This window comes from Parendozoicomonas sp. 209JJ7-1 (assembly GCF_058147085.1).
On sequence record NZ_JBYVJU010000008.1, the window covers coordinates 1 to 18,311 of the forward strand.

An 18,311-nucleotide genomic window follows, 5' to 3' on the forward strand; every position below is an offset into this window, starting at 1 on the left:
ACAACTAACGGCTCCAATAAGCCTCTTCGAGGCTGTCCTCACGTTCAGGCAGACCACGGGAGAGCCTCGGAGAACTCTGGGCCAGAACCTGATAACTCACCCGGTTAGCGTACTTGCACACCTGAGCGAATGAGGAATACGTAAGATAAGAGCGAGTATGTTTCCCGGAAGTGGGCAAAACCCTTGTGTGGAAGGCGTTTGCCGCCACATCATGCACCACAGCAGCCAGGGCACCATCTCCAGCACCATTAGTATTGCTTATCCGTTCCGGGCCGCCCATATATGGGTCTATCTGGGCGTATATCTTAGTCGGCTGCTGACACTCACGGTGCAGCATCGGCCGACTGAACTCATAGCGGTTGAAGTCACTGATGGAACCGGAACGAATGGGATTGGAGGTCTGCCGGAGCACATCCTCATCAGCATAACCACTGAGGTACAAGCCTTCAGGCCCGGCAGTCAGCAGCACCATATCGGTTAAATCCAGCAGTTTTTCACTGGCCAGCAAAGGATCGGAAAAGCCTGTCAACGCTTCGGCTTCCTCTTCATTCATGGCCACGAGGGTGATGTATTCCTCAATAAACGACAAGAATTCTTTCTGCCGCGCGGCCACCATTTGACGGGAACCCATAGTCAGAATGACCGGCACGCCATTCTTTTTTGCGATTTTCGCAGCTTTCAGCGTCGCACGATAAATGGGTAGACCGGTATTGGCCAGCGTATAGGCGCATAGCAACAGAGCGGAGCTTCCGGCAACTTTCTCTTCCGGAATAAATGTTTCATCCAGCTGGTTCATCAAGCCTGGGCTGATGCCAAATGTGCGCTCTCCGTCTGGGGTAATCAGCGCGAAAGCCCGCCCGATAGAACCACTGACAGGCTGAAGACAGGTTAGATCAACCTTACTGCTGGTATTGCAGAGATAACGATAGGCCGATGTACCAATAACAATATTTTCGCTCATCACCCCAAATTGAATGGAACTGTCGTCAGCGAGAACCGAATAATTATGGAGGGTGTTGCCAATGGTGCCGCCAGCAAACTCCTCTTCGATCAATTTATTCTTCAACAGGAAAGCATACAACCGCTCAGTGGTGTCGTTATCAGGCAGCAGCTGGGATACACCTTTCTGCAACCCGAATTCTTTTAAAACATCGTCGTTTACCCTGGCGGTAATATCGACAATATTCTGGTCAATGCCAGTCACATAGGTATTGACATGGCCAAATGTGACGCTCTCGCGATCAAAGCGATTACCTGCATTCACGGGAAAATAATGTTTGATTTTCCGCTGACCGGGAAACTTCATGGATCACCTGCCGTACACCGGATTACTGACAACCAGCAACACCTGAGCGAGGAACAAAGAAAGGTCGCGGATTGTACGCTGGCTACAGGAATTAGGCTATAGCATAAAGAAACCCGACTGCGGAAACCGGGTTTTTTTGCCTCTCCATTTGTCCAGGGAATGACAGCTCCGCCGTTTTTCGACGTCAACGCATCCATAGACTTGAACGTTCCTAGCCCTTTAGGAAAGAACGAACATTACCCTGAACTTTACGACACCCTGAGGTCTTGCAACTTTGCATTCCAGCAAGCGCGGAAGTGATTTATGGGGCCTGCGTTAACCACAAGCTTCTTATCGCAGATATGGACTATAGTTTCCCCGGTTTAGTGAGGTACTACAGGAGCTGGCCATTATGGCTAATTGCAATAAATACACGCTTGATGGTGTGACAGCCGGCATTACAAAGAGTTTTCTTGTCACTAATATGAGTTGTCTCCTGTTAGTCGTTACTCTGTGCTTTGCTCCTCTTTCCCGAGCTCTGGAAAATGGTCAGGAAAGAGTACCAATTCTGGGGTGGGGCAGCTGGAATGGTTTGCAGAGAAATATCTCGGATGAGGTGATCCGCAACCAGGTTGACCTTATGCACTCCCTGGGTCTTTACGACGCCGGCTACAGGTTTATCAATATTGATGATGGCTTCTGGGGGGGGCGTGACGGGAACGGCAGGCTTAAAGTCAATGCAAACAAGTTTCCCTCCGGCATGAAACCTCTTACAGACTATATCCATTCCAAAGGGTTTAAGGCTGGTATATACACCGATGCGGGATCGGACACCTGTGGCTCAGAGAACAGTGATCCAAACGGCATTGGATCAGGTTTATATGGGCATGATCTGTCTGACCTGACGACTTTTTTTATGGACTGGGGTTATGATTATATCAAGGTCGACTGGTGTGGAGGCAAGAAGCTCGGCCTGAATCAGCAGACGCGTTATACCCAGATCCGCGATGCGATTCAAAAGGTTAAACCTGATGTCGTCTATGGTATCTGCAGCTGGGGTTTCCCTGGTGGATGGGTCGTACAAACGGGTAACTCATGGCGTATTTCCGCTGATATTCGCCCTGCATTCGATAGCATCCTTTCTACTGTAGACAACAATGCCACTCTGGCGAAATATGCGGGCCCTGGCCATTTCAATGATATGGATGCCCTTGAGGTCGGCAATGGCATGTCGGTCACGGAAGACAGGGCTCATTTCAGTTTATGGAGCATCATGAGTTCACCACTGATTATAGGGGCGGATCTTCGCAAGATTTCCCACGATGCTCTGGAAATCCTGACCAACAGGGATGTCATCGCAGTCAATCAAGACCCTGCAGGGAGGCAGGGTATCAGGGTCTATCAGAAGGATGGTAAGGAAGTTTGGGTCAAATCCCTGGGGAAGCAGGGGACAGAAAAAGCGGTTGTCTTTTTCAATCGTCAGGAGCATGTGGACTCTCTCAGAATGAAGTGGAAAGATCTTGGCGTGAGCGGGAAGACATTATCTGTTCATGATCTCTGGACGCATCATAAGGGCGAGACTGCAGAGGATACAATCGATGTTCACATGGAGGCGCACGGCGTTGTGATGCTTCGCGTGAAGCCAGCCGGAAAGAGCACACGCTTCACAAACTCTTCGAGCACTCCTGACTTGCTCAGTTCTACCAGTTCAACTTTGTAAGAGTCATGGCTTACCTGCCATAAGTCTTTAAAATCAAAGTGCTGAGAATTCTGGGCAAATACAGGACGGCAGGACAACCAGAGAGTCTGAGGCCAGGAAAACCGACCTCTGGAAAAAGGAAGGTGCTCAGAATAATTATTCTGTTTCTTCAATCCAGGCGGCCTGAATGGCCTCCAGGATTTTTTCACCACAACGCTCCGGATCATCATCAAAGCTTTCCAGCTCCGTGACCCAGGTGCGCAGATCAAAAAAATTCACATAGCGGGGGTTCACATCCGGCTTCCCATCCGCCAGCTCAATAGCAATATCATGAATATCCATCCATTTCATCAGTGCTTCTCCGACACCTGGTTAATGGTATAGCGGGGAATTTCAACAACCAGCTCTTCATCCGCCACCTGCGCCTGGCAGCTCAGGCGGGATTCCGGCTCCAGCCCCCAGGCCTTATCCAGAAGGTCATCTTCCAGCTCATCGGACTCTTCAAGGGAGTCGAAACCTTCCCGAACAATGACATGACAGGTAGTACAGGCGCAGGATTTCTCACAGGCGTGCTCAATCTCGATACCTTCTTTCAGGGCAGCATCAAGAATAGTGGTTCCCGGCTCCACTTCGACGACAGCGCCTTCAGGGCAGATCTCTTCATGGGGCAGAAAAACAATCCGAGTCGTTTTTATCATAACCTTTACTCCTCTGGCCTGTTTGACTGATTATTATCCGTGGTGACATCAAGCTCATTGACAGAGTGGCCCGACAGAGCGGCACGAATACCGGCATTCATACGGCGCCCGGCAAATTCCTCGGAAGCCTTGGCCACCTCTTCAGTCACCTTAACAATCAAAGCGGTATCTGTGCTTTTTGTTGTTTCTGCCAGACGGCGAACCTCTCCAGCAAGGCGTTCCCGCTCTTCGGCGGTAAGAAGAATATCACCATCCTGCTCAAGAGCATTCTCAAGGGCTTCAAAAATACGCTCCGCTTCTACACGGGCCTCCAGAAGCCTGCGGGCTTCCTTGTCCTCAGAGGCATAAGTATAAGAGGCCTGCAGCATATCGGTAATCTGGTTCTCAGACAGGCCGTAAGAGGGACGAATCTCAATACTTGCGGCCACGCCGGTGGATTCTTCCCGGGCACTGACGCTGAGCAGGCCATCCGCATCTACCTGGAAAGTTACCCGGATACGGGCCATACCCGCCGGCATGGGGGGAATACCATTCAGGACAAAACGGGCCAGGGAACGACTGGCAGATACCAGTTCACGCTCACCCTGAAGCACATGGATGACCATGGCCGTCTGGCCATCTTTGAAAGTAGTGAATTCCTGGGCACGGGCCACAGGAATGGTTGTGTTCCTGTGGATAACCTTTTCCATCAGCCCGCCCATGGTTTCCAGACCAAGGGAGAGGGGAATTACGTCCAGCAAAAGCATATCGTCTGCAGACTTGTTACCCGCCAGAACATCAGCCTGCAAAGCCGCACCGATAGCAACGACACGATCCGGGTCGATATCCGTCAGGGGCTGTTTACCAATCAGTTCCGCTACACGCTCACGGACACGGGGCACACGGGTAGAACCGCCCACCATGACCACACTCTGAATATCCGCCGCTTTCAGTTTGGCATCTCTAAGAGATTTCTTAACACTCTTCAGGGTACGGTCAATCAGACCATCAACCAGACTGTCAAAAATTGCGCGGGTTACTTCACCGGACCAGCCACCAAAGCTAACGGTAACGGCGTCACTATCAGTCAGAGACTCTTTGGCGGAACAGGCCACATCCAGCAGCTGACGATGCTGTTCCGGATTCAGGGCGGGCATATCCATACCAGCCTGCTCAAGAATCCAGCGGGCCAGAGCCAGATCAAAATCATCACCACCCAGGGCAGTATCACCACCGGTGGCCAGCACTTCAAATACGCCACGATGCAACCGCAGAATGGAGATATCAAAGGTACCGCCGCCGAGATCATAAACGGCAATGGTACCTTCTCCACCCTGGTCCAGACCATAGGCGACAGCCGCCGCAGTTGGCTCATTCAGAAGCCGCAAAACTTCCATACCCGCAAGACGTGCAGCGTCTTTTGTCGCCTGACGCTGGGCATCATCAAAATAAGCGGGAACGGTAATCACCGCGCCTAGAAGATCACCACCCAGGCTATCTTCTGCACGGCGACGCAGGGTTTTCAGAATTTCCGCAGAGACCTGCACCGGACTTTTATCACCCTGCACGGTTTCAATAAACGGCATGCCTTGCTCCGCATCGCGGAAACGATAAGGCAGTCTTTCACTCAGCGCCTGAATATCTTCCAGGCCACGGCCCAGAAAACGCTTGGCAGAGATAATAGTATTCAGGGGGTCTTCTGCTGCCAGGCGACGGGCTTCAGCGCCGGTCAGGGTACATTCCGGACCGTAATGAACAACGGAAGGAAGTATATGCTCGCCCAGGACATCGGGCAGGGTTTCAACGGTACCACTGCGAACAGTGGCCACCAGAGAGTTTGTTGTACCAAGATCAATCCCGACGGCCAGCTTGCGCTGATGGGGATCAGGGCTCTGCCCTGGCTCGGCTATCTGCAATAACATGTTTTTTCCCAGGCATCAGCTTTCAGAAATCAAGGATCTCTTCTTCAAGCTGCTCGACTTCGGTGATCAGTTTATCGACAAAATGCATTTTCCGGGCAAAATCAGCAGCCAGTCCAAAACTCTCTGTCGTATTCTTTTTCCAGGCAGCGACAAAACCGTCCTGCAATTCAGACAGCAGGTTTTCCGCCCGTTCCCTGACAGCTTCAACCGCCGCTTCCTGGTCACGGGCATCACGGACATCACCCAGGTCCTCACGGAGGGACATCTGCTCCATCAGGAAACCGGCGTCCATAACCGTGTTTTTTTCCACATCAACGGGGTGACCGGAGAGCTCCAGCAGATAGAGGGCACGCTTCAGGGGAGAGCAGAGAGTGTCATAGGCTTCGTTGACGAATGCCGCATACTGCACAGCCAGTCGCTGTCCGCGCTCTCCGAGCCCGACAAAACGATCAGGGTGAACAATACGCTGCAAGTCAAGGTAACGACCCTGGATGGTGTTGCGGTCACAGTCGTAGCTCTGCTCAACACCAAACAGTTCAAAATAGCTGGATCGCAGGTCGATACCGACAGGGCTGGCCGCCCCAGCCGCATCCGGTGTGTTTGTCTCAGACATTGAAGCTTTCGCCGCAACCGCATTCACTGGAGATGTTAGGGTTGTTGAACTGGAAACCTTCGTTCAAACCTTCCTTTACAAAATCCAGCTCGGTTCCGTCGAGATACACAAGACTCTTCGGGTCGATGAATACCTTTTCACCGAAGTGCTCGAAAGACTCATCTTCCGGATTCTGCTCGTCGACAAATTCCAGAACGTAAGCCATACCTGAACAGCCACTGGTTTTCACCCCCAGGCGAATTCCCAGTCCCTTGCCTCGCCCATCCAGCTGCCTGCGGATATGCCGGGCAGCGGCTTCAGTCATTGTTACTGCCATGAAAGATCCTGATGACACGTGAAGGCAGGCACGCTACCCGCCAGAAAATTTCCAACACCTGTTTCAGCAACTACCGCTGGTATTCCCGCAATTATTCAGCGACGTTTTCAGAGCCACCCTGCTTGTGGCGGTAATCTTCGATCGCTGCCTTGATGGCATCCTCCGCCAGCACTGAACAGTGAATTTTCACTGGCGGCAGGGCCAGCTCTTCGGCGATCTGGGTATTGCGGATTTCAGCCGCCTCATCCAGGGTGCGTCCTTTCATCCACTCAGTGGCCAGGGAGCTGGACGCAATAGCAGAGCCACAACCATAGGTTTTGAACTTGGCGTCTTCAATAACACCTGTATCATCCACCTTGATCTGCAGGCGCATAACGTCACCACAGGCCGGCGCTCCCACCATGCCGGTACCGACTGCCGGGTCTTTGTCGTTCATCTTGCCAACGTTACGAGGGTTCTCGTAGTGGTCGATTACTTTTTCGCTGTAAGCCATGATTCGTTCCTCCAGCCTGCGCCACCGGGCGCGAGGCTTTCTATTCGTGATGCACCAGTTTACGGAGCACCTGTCAGTGCGCGACCCACTCGACCTTGCTCAGGTCAACACCGTCCTTATACATGTCCCAGAGAGGGGACAGTTCACGCAGTTTTGCCACTGCTGAGCGCACTTGTTCTGCGGCGTGGTCCACTTCCTCTTCCGTTGTGAAGCGACCAAAGCTGAACCGCAGGGAACTGTGTGCCAGTTCATCGTTCAGACCCAGAGCACGCAGTACGTAAGACGGTTCAAGGCTCGCGGATGTACAGGCGGAACCTGAGGAAACAGCAATATCCCTCAGGGACATAATCAGGGATTCACCTTCCACAAAGGCGAAGCTGACATTCAAAATACCGGACACCCGTTGCGTAACAGAACCATTGATATGAACTTCTTCCATATCGGTAAAGTGGTTCAGGAAACGGGTTTTCAGGGCTAAAGCATGGTCATTGTTGGCCTGCATTTCTTCCTTGAGAATGGCACAGGCTTCACCCATACCAACAATCTGATGAGTCGCCAGGGTACCGGAACGCATACCACGCTCATGACCACCGCCGTGCATTTGGGCTTCCAGACGAATACGGGGCTTGCGGCGAACATACAGGGCACCAATACCTTTCGGGCCATAAATCTTGTGGCCGGAGAAGGACATCAGGTCCACTTTCAGCTCTTTCATGTCGATGGGCAGACGCGCCATGCTTTGGGCCGCATCGACATGGAAAATAATTTTGCGTGAACGGGTCAGTTCGCCGATAGCGGCGATATCCGTCACTGTGCCGATTTCATTGTTCACGTGCATCAGGGATACAAGGATCGTATCTTCACGGATCGCAGACTCAACCAGCTCCGGAGTAATGATGCCGTCAGAACCCGGCTCAAGGTAAGTGACTTCGTAACCTTCACGCTCAAGCTGACGACAGGTATCCAGTACCGCCTTGTGTTCCAGCTTGGAAGTAATGATGTGGTTGCCGTTCTTCTTATAGAAGTGGGCGACACCTTTGATGGCGAGATTGTCTGACTCGGTAGCACCGGATGTCCAGACAATTTCACGGGGGTCGGCATTAATCAGCCCAGCCACCTGCAGGCGGGCATTTTCTGCAGCTTCTTCTGCCTTCCAGCCAAACACATGGGAGCGAGACGCAGGATTACCGAAGTTGCCTTCTGTCGTAAGACACTGCACCATTTTTTCTGCCACTCGTGAATCAACCGGCGCGGTGGCGGCATAATCGAGATAAATCGGCAGCTTCATTCTAGGTTTTCTCCCAAGTATTTTCGAACCGGTACGCTAGTTAATACTGTTGCACCGGCAGCTTTGCCAAACAGCTTTCCATTGACAACGGAGGTCAGAGGGTTTCCGCGGCTATACGGCGCCCCAGTTCCTCTGCTTCCAGCACACGGGATTCTTCCTGTTCCCTATCCTGTCTTTCAGCCACAGAGCGCACTTCCCTGCGCTCTACAAGGTCGGCCAGGGTGATACCACTGAGAAATTCATGAATCTGCTGGCTCAGGTCACACCAGAGGTGGTGGGTCAGGCAGACTTCACCATGCTGGCAACCTTCTGTGCCATGACAGCGCGTTGCGTCGACTGACTCATCGACAGCATCAATCACTTCCGCAATACCAACTTCAGCACCGGGGCGATTCAGGCAATAACCACCACCAGGGCCTCGAACACTTTTCACCAGATGATTACGACGCAGCTTGGCAAACAGCTGCTCAAGGTAAGACAGGGATATTCCCTGGCGCTCAGAAATATCAGCAAGGGCAACAGGGCCGCTGCCAGCATGAAGCGCCAGGTCAAGCATCGCTGTTACCGCATAACGGCCTTTTGTTGTCAGACGCATACCGCTTGTCCATCTGGGGTGCCACATGGAGAACCATATGACATTCGATCCAGTCAGTTTACTTTCTCAATATCCGGACTATCCGGAAATACTGACTGAATTATCTAATAACCAACCATTTCAGTCAACTATTAGCCATTCAGAAAGGGACACTATGGTTAGCGCGACGGAGTATAACAAACAAGTATGAAATAACCGAAGCGCCTAACCAAAGTCAGCAGTCAAAGTAACAATTTCAACCGGTTCAGATCTTGTCGCCACCGGACATCACCTCAAAATCCTCTTCCCGCAACTCGGGAATAGAGGCCTCGCCGCAATCCAGGCCCTTCTCTTTCAGAGCCTCGCAAAGGCTCTCAAAGCGAGCGTCTACGGCCTGGATATGCTCAAGCATGGCGTTAATGGCATGAACCGTCGGGTCAGGCATTTCTCCGGTGATGGCATAGGCGTCAAAGCCTATCTTTTGGGCCATGGCCTGCTGGGCCTCCCCTACAGGGGACTTGCGCCTGACAATCCTGCCAGGAATACCAACAACCGTCGCCCCCGGAGGAACAGCCTTAACAGCAACAGCATTAGAGCCAATCTTGGCACCCGCACCCACCGTAAACGGCCCAAGCACCTTGGCACCGGCACCTACAACCACACCATTCTCCAACGTTGGGTGTCGCTTGCCTTCATTCAGGCTGGTGCCACCAAGGGTAACGCCCTGGTAAAGGGTGACATCATCACCCACTTCAGAGGTTTCACCAATGACAACACCCATACCATGGTCAATAAAGAAACGACGACCAATCCTGGCCCCGGGGTGAATTTCAATTCCAGTGAGCCACCGTGAAAATGTAGAAATAGTACGCGCCAGCCATTTCCAGTCCCGACACCAGAGAGGATGCGCCAGCCTGTGCAGCAGAATCGCATGCAGGCCCGGATAGTTGGTCAGAACCTCAAAGGTATTACGCGCGGCCGGATCTCTGTCCAAAACACTGCGAATATCTTCACGAATTCTTTCTAACATGGTGACGCATTCCTGTTTTTTAAAATTAAAACATTGCCTTTCTAGTTATACTGGCAATATTTCCCGCACAGCCTGACAGATTCCAAATCAAACTCCCAACCCATCAGGATACGCAACAAAGCTTATTGCGGTTTCAGCTTCGCGTTTTGCGAACGGCAACCTGTGTTTCAGACAGGATACCCCGCAAAATATTGTACTCAACCCGGTCAGGACGCCCCCGACCATACAGACGGCGCAATTTGGCCATGATCTTATCCGGGTTACAACTTTTGAAGAAGCCGATTTCCTCAAGGGTTTCTTTCAGATGAGAATAATACCCTTCCATCTGCTCGGAAGAGGCCGGTTGATACTCACGCACCTCAGGCACTTTCTGGCCACCTTCAGCAGTCAGGGAAGCCATACGCAATTCATAACTCAGAACCTGCACAGAAGCCGCCAGATTCAGGGAGCTGAATTCCGCGACAGAGGGAATATGCACCTGACGGTGACACATGCGCAGTTCTTCATTGGTCAGGCCACGATCTTCCCGACCAAATACCAGAGCAACTTTCCCCTCTTCAGAGGCCTCATTCACAACCAGCCTTGCGGTATCCCGGGGATCGGTCAGCTCCAGAGAGATACCCCGCACACGGGCACTGGCACCAATAATCAGGTCACAGTCCGCCACAGCTTCGGCCAGGGTTTCAGTAACCACCGCATTTTCCAACAGGTCGGTGGCACCGGAAGAAAGAGCCCGCGCCTCACCGGAAGGAAAATCAACGGGATCAACCAGATAAAGAGAGGACAGGCCCATAGTCTTCATCGCCCGGGCGGCGGAACCGATATTGCCCGGGTGAGTGGTATTAACAAGAACGATCCGGATATTCTCTACAGACATCTTCAGCCACTGGCCCGCTCTCGGGCCTTTATCCAAAAGGCCCATTCTAACAGAAGCTGCTGGAGTTCCCGATACATGCGTCACCTGAAGACCCATATCGACCACAGGCAAAATACCCATCAAGTCACATCATCCCGGCGAAAAGCCACTTATATGCCTGCTAAACAACCCGACTAGTGATATAATCCCCCGATTCGCATATACCATTTTCCTCACAGAATACACATCTCGCTATGCAACCGATGGTCACAATTGCTTTGCGTGCTGCACGCAAGGCGGGCGATATTATTGCCCAAGGCTACGAACAGCTGGACATTATCAAAGTCCAGAAGAAAGAGGCCAACGATTATGTTACAGATATAGATAAGACCGCTGAGCGAGCCATTATCTCTATCTTGAAGAAAGCCTACCCCAACCACGGCTTTCTGGGGGAAGAAAGTGGCCACCAGCCCGGTGAAGGCGAAGGTAAGGACCATCTCTGGATCATCGACCCGCTGGACGGAACCACCAACTTTATCCACGGCGTACCCCAGTTCGCGGTAGCCATTGCCTGTCAGTACAAAGGCCGGATTGAGCATGCCGTCGTCTATGATCCCATCCGCCTGGAAGAGTACACCGCCAGCCGCGGACAGGGTGCAGCCCTGAACGGTCGTCGCATTCGCGTCACTAACCGCACCAGCCTGCAGGGTGCCCTGCTGGGAACAGGCTTCCCCTTTCGTGAAGGCCAGATGGATAACATGGACAACTACCTGGGCATGTTCCGCAGTCTGATTGGCGAAACCGCCGGCATCCGTCGCCCCGGTGCAGCGGCTCTGGATCTGGCCTACGTTGCCGCCGGTCGCTACGACGGTTTCTGGGAAATGGGCCTGAAACCCTGGGACATGGCGGCAGGCAGCCTGCTGGTTCTGGAAGCCGGCGGCCTGATTGGTGATTTCCGTGGCGGCAACAAATACATGGACAAGGGTAATGTTGTTTGCGGTGCCCCCAAGGTATTCAAGGAAATCCTGACCCGCATCCAGCCCCACCTGACTGAAGATATGAAGTAATTCCTTTTTCAGGAACAGCTTCCCCGGTGCCTGCCCCCGCAGGCACCACCTCTCCTTATATCACACAAACATTGGCAAATACTGACCTGGATCAATACAGGGTAATAAGTGTTTATACGACTATAAACCCTAAGGGAACTCTTTCATTCCATAAATAAGAACAACACAATCACCTAATTTCCGGGAGGGGCCTATGACCCATTCAGCTATTCAGTTTCAAAGATGGAAACACAAGGAACTGATCACCTGGAGTGACGATCTCAGCGTAGGCATCCAGGAAATTGATGAGCAGCATATGATTCTGGTGGATCTGGTAAACCAACTGCACCAGGCTATCCACGAACGTCATGGCAATGAAGCCACCAACAAAATTCTTAATGATCTGGTGGAATACACCCGTATCCACTTTGCTGTTGAAGAGAGTCTTCTGCGGGTGCTGGGCTACCCTGAATACGAACCTCACAAAAAACACCATGAACAGTTAATCGACCAGATTAACGAACTGCGCGGAAAAGTTTCCGAAGGGAAACACGTCAGCTTTGAGCTACTCCACTTTCTGAAAAACTGGCTGACCCACCATATTCTCGAAGAAGATAAAGAGTACGTGCCGTTTATGCTGAAGAAAGGCGTAAAAGCCAAATATGAAAAACGCTCCTGGATGGATCGCCTTTTCCACAAGTAATCCCATTACTGAAAAACATAAAAAAACGCCGGCGTGAAAACCGGCGTTTTTTATGGGTCAAAACATCTTCAAGACCTTGAGCTTCACCTCAGTGCATTTCGTCTTCTTCATCTTCCCTCACAGGAACAATCAGGTCTTCACGGGAGATATTCATATACAGCAGCATATTGGACGCGATATAGATGGAGGAGTATGTACCCACACCCACACCCACCAGCAACGCTGTGGCAAAGCCGTGAATCATGTCTCCGCCCAGGAAGAACAACGCCAGCAGTACCATAATAGTGGTACCGGACGTTGCCAGAGTACGCCCAAGGGTCTGACTCAGGGAGATATTAATAATCTCCGCCGGCGTACCACGGCGCACCTTGCGGAAGTTCTCCCGCACACGGTCATACACAATAATGGTGTCGTTCAGTGAGTAACCGATAACAGCCAGAATCGCCGCAAGAACCGTCAGATCAAACTGTAACCCGAACAGGGAGAACACACCCAGTACAATCAAGCTGTCGTGGGCCAGAGCAACAACCGCGCCTATGGAGAACTTGTACTGGAAACGGAAGGCGATGTAGAGCATAACCAGCGCCAGGGCCAGCATCATGCCCAGGCCACCCTGGTCACGGAGCTGTTCACCCACCTGCGGGCCGACAAACTCAACCCGCTTTACCGTGATATCTCCGGGGTAGAGGTCATTAAGCTTACGGGCAACACGATCACCCAGATGGGCGTCAGTGTCACCGCCGGGAATACGAATAAGAACATCCGTTGCCGAGCCGAACTCCTGGGCAATGGCATCGCCATAACCCATATTTTCCAGCTGCTGCCGTACACCCGCGACATTGGCAGGACGATCATACTCCAGCTCAACCAGGGTTCCCCCGGTAAAGTCCAGACCAAAGTTAATGCCATTTACAAACAGGCTGGCAACAGAACCCAGAAGCAGAATCACCGACAGCAGAGTCGCCATCGTGCGCAGCTTCATAAAATCGATAACCCGGGTCGGGCCAAACATCTTCCTGCCAGACATTTTTTCTTCAGAAACAGTATCTGTCATGTTCCCCCCCTCCTAGATAGACAGCGTTTTCAGCTGGCGACGACGACCGTACGTCATATTGACGATAGCGCGGCTCACCAGGACGGCGGTAAACATGGACGTCAGGATACCCAGGGACAGTGTCACGGCGAAGCCTTTCACCGGCCCGGTACCAATGGCGTACAGAATCACACCCACGATCAGGGTGGTGATATTGGCGTCGAAGATAGACACAAAGGCCCGGTCGAAACCTTCGGCAATCGCCTTCTGGGGAGACATGCCCTGTTTAATTTCTTCGCGAATACGGGAGAAAATCAGTACGTTGGCATCCACCGCCATACCCAGGGTCAGGACGATACCGGCAATACCCGGCATGGTCAGAGTCGCTCCGAGAATGGACATCATGCCCATCAGGATCACCAGGTTCAGCGCCAGGGCGATATTCGCCACCAGACCGAAGAACCGGTAAACAACCAGCATGAACAGAACAATCAGGCCAAGCCCCACCAGGGTGGAATTAATGCCCATACGGATATTTTCCTTACCCAGGCTCGGGCCAACCGTCCGCTCTTCCACGAAGTGCATGGGCGCGGCCAGGGAGCCGGCACGGAGCAGCAGGGCCAGTTCAGACGATTCAGCCCGGGAATCCAGGCCGGTAATCCGAAAACTGCTGCCCAGAACGCTCTGGATAGTCGCAAGACTGATAATGCGTTTGTCTTCACGATAGATGGGTACGGAGACTTCCGTCTTCACACCATCCACTGTGCGCATTTCCTTACGGTTACCAACAAACTTCTGTTCGATAAACAGTACTGCCATGCCACGACCAACGCTGGTTTTGGTGGCACGGGCCATCAGTTCACCACCACGGTTATCCAGGCTGATATTGACTTCAGGACCACCTGTCTGGGGATCAACATTGGAGCGGGCGTTGGCAACCTGATCACCGGTCAGGATGATATCTTTCTCCAGATTGGCCGTACGACCATTGCCGGAACGGAACTCAAAGGTTTCGTAGGTACCGGGAGCGGCATCGTAATTGGCCGCCAGTCGGAACTCCAGGTTAGCGGTCTTGCCGAGAATACGCTTGGCTTCAGCGGTATCCTGAACACCGGGCAGTTCAACAACAATGTGTTTTCGACCCTGGCGCTGAACCAGGGGTTCAGCCACACCCAGCTCATTCACACGATTGCGAACCGTGGTCAGGTTCTGCTTAACGGCATAATCTTCAAGGTTACGGACCTGCTGTTCGGTCATACGAACATCAACCAGAAAACGACTATTGTCATCTTCACTGGCTTCCACGCTCAGATCCGGAAATTCTTTGGCAATAACCCGGCGGGCCTTATCGCGGGTGGCTTCATCATTGAAAGCCAGTTCATGGCGCAGGGGATCGTTGCTTTTGACCGTACGATAGCGCAGGCGCTCTTTACGCAGCAGGGTGCGCATTTCGCCGGCGTATACATCCATACGGGTCTCAACAGCTTTCTGGCTGTCAACTTCCAGCAGGAAGTGCACACCACCGGAAAGGTCAAGACCCAGCTTCATGGGAGTCGCGCCCATGGACATGAGCCATTCCGGAGTTGTCGGGGCCAGGTTGAGAGCGACCACATAGTCATGGCCAAGAAGATTCTTGATCGCGGCCTTGGCTGGCAGCTGATCTTCATTGTCAGTCAGCCTGATAAGAGCGGAATTGCCCTTAGGACTGACTTCTGCGGATTTTACGGCAATACCTGCCGCATCCAGTTCCTTCACAGCTTTCTGCAGAAGAGGTTCACCAATTCGCAGGGATGAGCTGGAGCCGGAAATCTGAATCGCGGGATCATCCGGATAAAGATTGGGCAAGGCGTAAAAAGCGCCTATAGCCACAAGCAGAAAAATTGTGAGGTACTTCCACAAGGGGTATCGGTTCATGGGACCCTCGGGTTCCTTTCAAAAACAGAATGACCTGTCAGACAGACAGGTCATTTGCAATCCTGTTCAATTAATAGCCTTCATCGTGCCCTTGGGCAGAGTCGCGGCAACAGCGCTTTTCTGGAACTTAAGTTCAACATTGGTGCTAACCTGCAGAGTAACAAAGTCGTCAGCCACGCCAACAACCTTACCGACGATACCACCAGTGGTTACCACCTCATCACCCTTACCAATGCTTTCCAGCAGTTTTTTGTGATCCTTCGCACGCTTGCTCTGGGGGCGCCAGATCAGCAGCCAGAAAATCAATACAAAACCACCCAGCATTAACAGCTGGCCAACCATGCCGGGTCCGGCCGCACTGGCAGCGGCTTCGGGGGCAGCGAAAGCCTGACTGATCAAGCCCATATCCATACTCCTCGTTGAGACAGTCTTTTAAATCGAGAGCCATTAAAAGGCCGGCTTAAATGCGGCCGGCCTTCATGCTTCATTAAATATTCAGCTCCGTGGGCACCTGCCCCCGGGCTTCATAGAACTCTTTAACAAAGAGGCTCAATGTACCCTGTTCAATACTTTGCCGCAATCCAGCCATTAACCGTTGATAATAACGCAGGTTATGAATGGTATTGAGCATAGACCCCAGCATCTCGTTACATTTATCAAGGTGATGAAGGTACGCCCGTGTGAAATTGCGGCAAGTGTAGCAGTCACATCCGTATTCAAGGGGTTCTTCTGCATGGCGGTGAACAGCATTACGTATTTTTATGGTCCCCTGCGCCGTAAACAGATGACCATTACGGGCATTTCGCGTAGGCATTACACAGTCAAACATATCCACGCCACGGCGAACCGCTTCCACAATATCTTCCGGCGTGCCCACACCCATCAGGTAGCGGGGGTACTCTTCCGGTATTCTACGGGGCGTATGTGACAGAATCCGGTACATATCCTCCTTGGATTCCCCTACAGACAAGCCCCCAATAGCGTAGCCATCAAAGCCGATCTCCAGCAGTCCATCCAGGGAACGGGCACGCTGATCTTCAAACATCCCCCCCTGGATAATACCGAACAGGGCGGACTGGCTGTCACCATGGGCTTCCCGGCTGCGCCTGGCCCAGCGCAGAGACATTTCCATAGAGGTACGGGCACGCTCTTCATCGGCATCACCAGGAGTGCACTCATCGAAAATCATGACAATATCGGAACCCAGATCACGCTGTACCTGCATGGAGGATTCCGGGGACATAAACACTTTTGAACCATCCACCGGAGAGCGGAAAGCCACGCCTTCTTCGGTGATTTTGCGCATATCTCCCAGACTGAACACCTGAAAGCCGCCGGAGTCCGTCAGGATGGGTTTATTCCAGCCATTAAAATCATGAAGGGTGCCATGCTCCTTAATCACTTCTGTGCCGGGGCGCAGCATCAGGTGAAAGGTGTTGCCCAGGATAATCTCCGCACCAGTTTCATGAATATCCCGGGGCAGCATGCCCTTGACCGTGCCATAGGTGCCGACGGGCATAAAACAGGGTGTTTCGATGGTTCCCCGGGGGAAAGTTACCCGCCCCCGACGGGCCAGGTCATCTTCACCCAGTTTTTCGAATGACATAAAGCATTCCTGGCGCATGGCACAATCTCCTGAATATTTAATGTAAATCGCTGAATGGCTTGCTGGAGGAAATCCTGTTACTCCCCGCTCTCTTCCACTGGCGCGCTGTTTTGGGATGAGGCCCGGGTCAGAAACATGGCATCACCATAACTGTAAAAACGATAACGCTCGTCTATAGCTTCCCGGTAGGCGTTCATAACATTCTGATAACCGGCGAACGCAGACACCAGCATTAACAATGTGGATTCAGGCAGATGGAAATTGGTAATCAATCCATCCACAACCTGATACTGGTATCCGGGAAAAATAAAAATATCCGTTTCCCCGGTAAAAGGCTTTAATTCGCCATCACGGGCCGCTGTTTCCAGACTGCGAACCGATGTTGTGCCAACGGCAACAACCCGCCCACCCCGTTCCCGGGTGCGCTTCACCGCATCCACCACCTGCTCAGACACTTCCAGGTATTCTGAGTGCATATGGTGGTCTTCAATCTTCTCAACCCGCACCGGCTGGAATGTTCCGGCTCCTACGTGCAAAGTGACAAAGGTTTTCTCAACGCCCTTCTCTTCCAGCGCTGCAAACAAAGCATCATCAAAGTGAAGGCCAGCCGTTGGAGCAGCTACAGCGCCTTTCTTACTGCCGTAAACAGTCTGATAACGTTCCCGGTCCGCCACTTCATCTTCCCGGGTGATATAAGGCGGCAGAGGCATATGGCCGTGCTTTTCCAGCAGGCGAATCACGGAATCATTTCCAGAAAAACGCAGCATAAACAGGGCGTCCCGGCGCTCAACCATCTCAGCTTCCAGGCCACCTTCAAACATCAGGCGGGTTCCCGGCCTGGGGGACTTACTGGAACGGACATGAGCCAGTACCTGATGTTCATCCAGAACACGTTCAACAAGAATTTCAACCTTGCCACCGCTCTCTTTCTGACCGAACAGGCGGGCAGGAATCACCCGGGTATCGTTCAGAACCAGCAGATCACCCGGTTCCAGACAGTCAACGATCTCCCGAAAGGTTTTATGAACCGGTTTGCCGGTTTCGCTGTCCAGAACCAGCAGGCGGCTGGCACTGCGCTCAGGCATCGGGTAGCGGGCAATCAGCTCATCGGGCAGATCAAAATGGAAATCACTGACACGCATAAACCGCTAAAACCTCGCCACATAAAAAGGGCGGGAAGCATACCGAAAGCGGCGCAAAAAGTCAGGCTACATAAGGAGGAAAAAAAGAAGAAAACTGCGGCGTGAATTCCGCAG

18 protein-coding genes and 1 pseudogene are annotated in these 18,311 nt (G+C 52.4%); 3 read left to right on the top strand and 16 right to left on the bottom strand.

What is annotated here, in order from left to right:
- Window positions 1-4: 4 nt before the first annotated feature.
- Window positions 5-1,306, bottom strand: a complete 1,302-nt coding sequence (locus tag ACY2RQ_RS09385; protein WP_490112708.1) for an inosine/guanosine kinase — start codon at window positions 1,304-1,306, stop codon at window positions 5-7.
- Between the two features lie 391 nt (window positions 1,307-1,697).
- Between ACY2RQ_RS09385 and ACY2RQ_RS09390 the strand changes: the two genes are divergently transcribed.
- Entirely contained in the window at window positions 1,698-3,005 is a 1,308-nt protein-coding gene (locus ACY2RQ_RS09390) for a glycoside hydrolase family 27 protein (protein WP_490112709.1), read from the top strand.
- A 135-nt stretch (window positions 3,006-3,140) separates the two neighbouring features.
- On the opposite strand, the gene iscX is transcribed toward ACY2RQ_RS09390, so the two are convergent.
- From iscX to ACY2RQ_RS09440, 10 genes and pseudogenes are all read right to left on the bottom strand, one after another.
- Complete coding sequence (gene iscX / locus ACY2RQ_RS09395) at window positions 3,141-3,335, bottom strand: Fe-S cluster assembly protein IscX (RefSeq protein ID WP_490112710.1); 195 nt, start codon at window positions 3,333-3,335, stop codon at window positions 3,141-3,143.
- Window positions 3,335-3,682 carry an ISC system 2Fe-2S type ferredoxin gene (gene fdx, locus ACY2RQ_RS09400; protein ID WP_490112711.1) on the bottom strand — a complete coding sequence of 116 codons (348 nt, stop codon included), beginning with the start codon at window positions 3,680-3,682 and terminating at the stop codon, window positions 3,335-3,337. The genes iscX and fdx overlap by 1 nt, the downstream gene beginning before the upstream one ends.
- Window positions 3,683-3,687: 5 nt before the next feature.
- Window positions 3,688-5,583, bottom strand: a complete 1,896-nt coding sequence (hscA, locus tag ACY2RQ_RS09405) for a Fe-S protein assembly chaperone HscA (protein WP_490112712.1) — start codon at window positions 5,581-5,583, stop codon at window positions 3,688-3,690.
- A 22-nt stretch (window positions 5,584-5,605) separates the two neighbouring features.
- Entirely contained in the window at window positions 5,606-6,196 is a 591-nt protein-coding gene (gene hscB / locus ACY2RQ_RS09410) for a Fe-S protein assembly co-chaperone HscB (RefSeq protein ID WP_490112713.1), read from the bottom strand.
- Complete coding sequence (gene iscA / locus ACY2RQ_RS09415; RefSeq protein WP_490112714.1) at window positions 6,189-6,512, bottom strand: iron-sulfur cluster assembly protein IscA; 324 nt, start codon at window positions 6,510-6,512, stop codon at window positions 6,189-6,191. Before iscA ends, hscB begins: the two co-directional genes overlap by 8 nt.
- A gap of 91 nt (window positions 6,513-6,603) precedes the next feature.
- On the bottom strand, window positions 6,604-7,005 hold the full coding sequence (iscU, locus tag ACY2RQ_RS09420; RefSeq protein ID WP_490112715.1) for a Fe-S cluster assembly scaffold IscU: 402 nt from the start codon (window positions 7,003-7,005) through the stop codon (window positions 6,604-6,606).
- Between the two features lie 73 nt (window positions 7,006-7,078).
- Complete coding sequence (locus ACY2RQ_RS09425) at window positions 7,079-8,293, bottom strand: IscS subfamily cysteine desulfurase (RefSeq protein ID WP_490112716.1); 1,215 nt, start codon at window positions 8,291-8,293, stop codon at window positions 7,079-7,081.
- A gap of 94 nt (window positions 8,294-8,387) precedes the next feature.
- Complete coding sequence (iscR, locus tag ACY2RQ_RS09430) at window positions 8,388-8,888, bottom strand: Fe-S cluster assembly transcriptional regulator IscR (RefSeq protein WP_490112717.1); 501 nt, start codon at window positions 8,886-8,888, stop codon at window positions 8,388-8,390.
- 244 nt (window positions 8,889-9,132) lie between these two features.
- Window positions 9,133-9,909: pseudogene (gene cysE / locus ACY2RQ_RS09435) on the bottom strand (serine O-acetyltransferase); the annotation flags it as partial.
- A 121-nt stretch (window positions 9,910-10,030) separates the two neighbouring features.
- On the bottom strand, window positions 10,031-10,819 hold the full coding sequence (locus ACY2RQ_RS09440) for an RNA methyltransferase (RefSeq protein ID WP_490112718.1): 789 nt from the start codon (window positions 10,817-10,819) through the stop codon (window positions 10,031-10,033).
- A 188-nt stretch (window positions 10,820-11,007) separates the two neighbouring features.
- Between ACY2RQ_RS09440 and ACY2RQ_RS09445 the strand changes: the two genes are divergently transcribed.
- Window positions 11,008-11,820, top strand: coding sequence for an inositol monophosphatase family protein (locus ACY2RQ_RS09445; protein WP_490112719.1), 813 nt, complete (start codon window positions 11,008-11,010; stop codon window positions 11,818-11,820).
- Between the two features lie 193 nt (window positions 11,821-12,013).
- Window positions 12,014-12,502 (top strand): bacteriohemerythrin, encoded by a 489-nt coding sequence (locus tag ACY2RQ_RS09450; protein WP_490112720.1) that lies wholly within the window; start codon window positions 12,014-12,016, stop codon window positions 12,500-12,502.
- Between the two features lie 88 nt (window positions 12,503-12,590).
- Here the strand turns inward: ACY2RQ_RS09450 and secF are convergent, their stop codons facing one another.
- The 5 genes from secF to queA form a co-directional block, all read right to left on the bottom strand.
- Window positions 12,591-13,556 (bottom strand): protein translocase subunit SecF, encoded by a 966-nt coding sequence (gene secF / locus ACY2RQ_RS09455; RefSeq protein WP_490112721.1) that lies wholly within the window; start codon window positions 13,554-13,556, stop codon window positions 12,591-12,593.
- Between the two features lie 12 nt (window positions 13,557-13,568).
- Window positions 13,569-15,449 (bottom strand): protein translocase subunit SecD, encoded by a 1,881-nt coding sequence (secD, locus tag ACY2RQ_RS09460; RefSeq protein WP_490112722.1) that lies wholly within the window; start codon window positions 15,447-15,449, stop codon window positions 13,569-13,571.
- Window positions 15,450-15,515: 66 nt separating this feature from the next.
- Complete coding sequence (gene yajC, locus ACY2RQ_RS09465) at window positions 15,516-15,854, bottom strand: preprotein translocase subunit YajC (RefSeq protein WP_490112723.1); 339 nt, start codon at window positions 15,852-15,854, stop codon at window positions 15,516-15,518.
- A gap of 82 nt (window positions 15,855-15,936) precedes the next feature.
- Window positions 15,937-17,055, bottom strand: coding sequence for a tRNA guanosine(34) transglycosylase Tgt (gene tgt / locus ACY2RQ_RS09470; RefSeq protein WP_490112724.1), 1,119 nt, complete (start codon window positions 17,053-17,055; stop codon window positions 15,937-15,939).
- Between the two features lie 77 nt (window positions 17,056-17,132).
- Window positions 17,133-18,197 carry a tRNA preQ1(34) S-adenosylmethionine ribosyltransferase-isomerase QueA gene (gene queA / locus ACY2RQ_RS09475; protein WP_490112725.1) on the bottom strand — a complete coding sequence of 355 codons (1,065 nt, stop codon included), beginning with the start codon at window positions 18,195-18,197 and terminating at the stop codon, window positions 17,133-17,135.
- Window positions 18,198-18,311 lie beyond the last annotated feature (114 nt).

Bases quoted from the DNA above. Each gene is read 5' to 3' on its own strand.
- ACY2RQ_RS09385 (WP_490112708.1), bottom strand. From the start codon at position 1,306: ATGAAGTTTCCCGGTCAGCGGAAAATCAAACATTATTTTCCCGTGAAT.
- ACY2RQ_RS09390 (WP_490112709.1), top strand. From the start codon at position 1,698: ATGGCTAATTGCAATAAATACACGCTTGATGGTGTGACAGCCGGCATT.
- iscX (WP_490112710.1), bottom strand. From the start codon at position 3,335: ATGAAATGGATGGATATTCATGATATTGCTATTGAGCTGGCGGATGGG.
- fdx (WP_490112711.1), bottom strand. From the start codon at position 3,682: ATGATAAAAACGACTCGGATTGTTTTTCTGCCCCATGAAGAGATCTGC.
- hscA (WP_490112712.1), bottom strand. From the start codon at position 5,583: ATGTTATTGCAGATAGCCGAGCCAGGGCAGAGCCCTGATCCCCATCAG.
- hscB (WP_490112713.1), bottom strand. From the start codon at position 6,196: ATGTCTGAGACAAACACACCGGATGCGGCTGGGGCGGCCAGCCCTGTC.
- iscA (WP_490112714.1), bottom strand. From the start codon at position 6,512: ATGGCAGTAACAATGACTGAAGCCGCTGCCCGGCATATCCGCAGGCAG.
- iscU (WP_490112715.1), bottom strand. From the start codon at position 7,005: ATGGCTTACAGCGAAAAAGTAATCGACCACTACGAGAACCCTCGTAAC.
- ACY2RQ_RS09425 (WP_490112716.1), bottom strand. From the start codon at position 8,293: ATGAAGCTGCCGATTTATCTCGATTATGCCGCCACCGCGCCGGTTGAT.
- iscR (WP_490112717.1), bottom strand. From the start codon at position 8,888: ATGCGTCTGACAACAAAAGGCCGTTATGCGGTAACAGCGATGCTTGAC.
- ACY2RQ_RS09440 (WP_490112718.1), bottom strand. From the start codon at position 10,819: ATGGGCCTTTTGGATAAAGGCCCGAGAGCGGGCCAGTGGCTGAAGATG.
- ACY2RQ_RS09445 (WP_490112719.1), top strand. From the start codon at position 11,008: ATGCAACCGATGGTCACAATTGCTTTGCGTGCTGCACGCAAGGCGGGC.
- ACY2RQ_RS09450 (WP_490112720.1), top strand. From the start codon at position 12,014: ATGACCCATTCAGCTATTCAGTTTCAAAGATGGAAACACAAGGAACTG.
- secF (WP_490112721.1), bottom strand. From the start codon at position 13,556: ATGACAGATACTGTTTCTGAAGAAAAAATGTCTGGCAGGAAGATGTTT.
- secD (WP_490112722.1), bottom strand. From the start codon at position 15,449: ATGAACCGATACCCCTTGTGGAAGTACCTCACAATTTTTCTGCTTGTG.
- yajC (WP_490112723.1), bottom strand. From the start codon at position 15,854: ATGGGCTTGATCAGTCAGGCTTTCGCTGCCCCCGAAGCCGCTGCCAGT.
- tgt (WP_490112724.1), bottom strand. From the start codon at position 17,055: ATGTCATTCGAAAAACTGGGTGAAGATGACCTGGCCCGTCGGGGGCGG.
- queA (WP_490112725.1), bottom strand. From the start codon at position 18,197: ATGCGTGTCAGTGATTTCCATTTTGATCTGCCCGATGAGCTGATTGCC.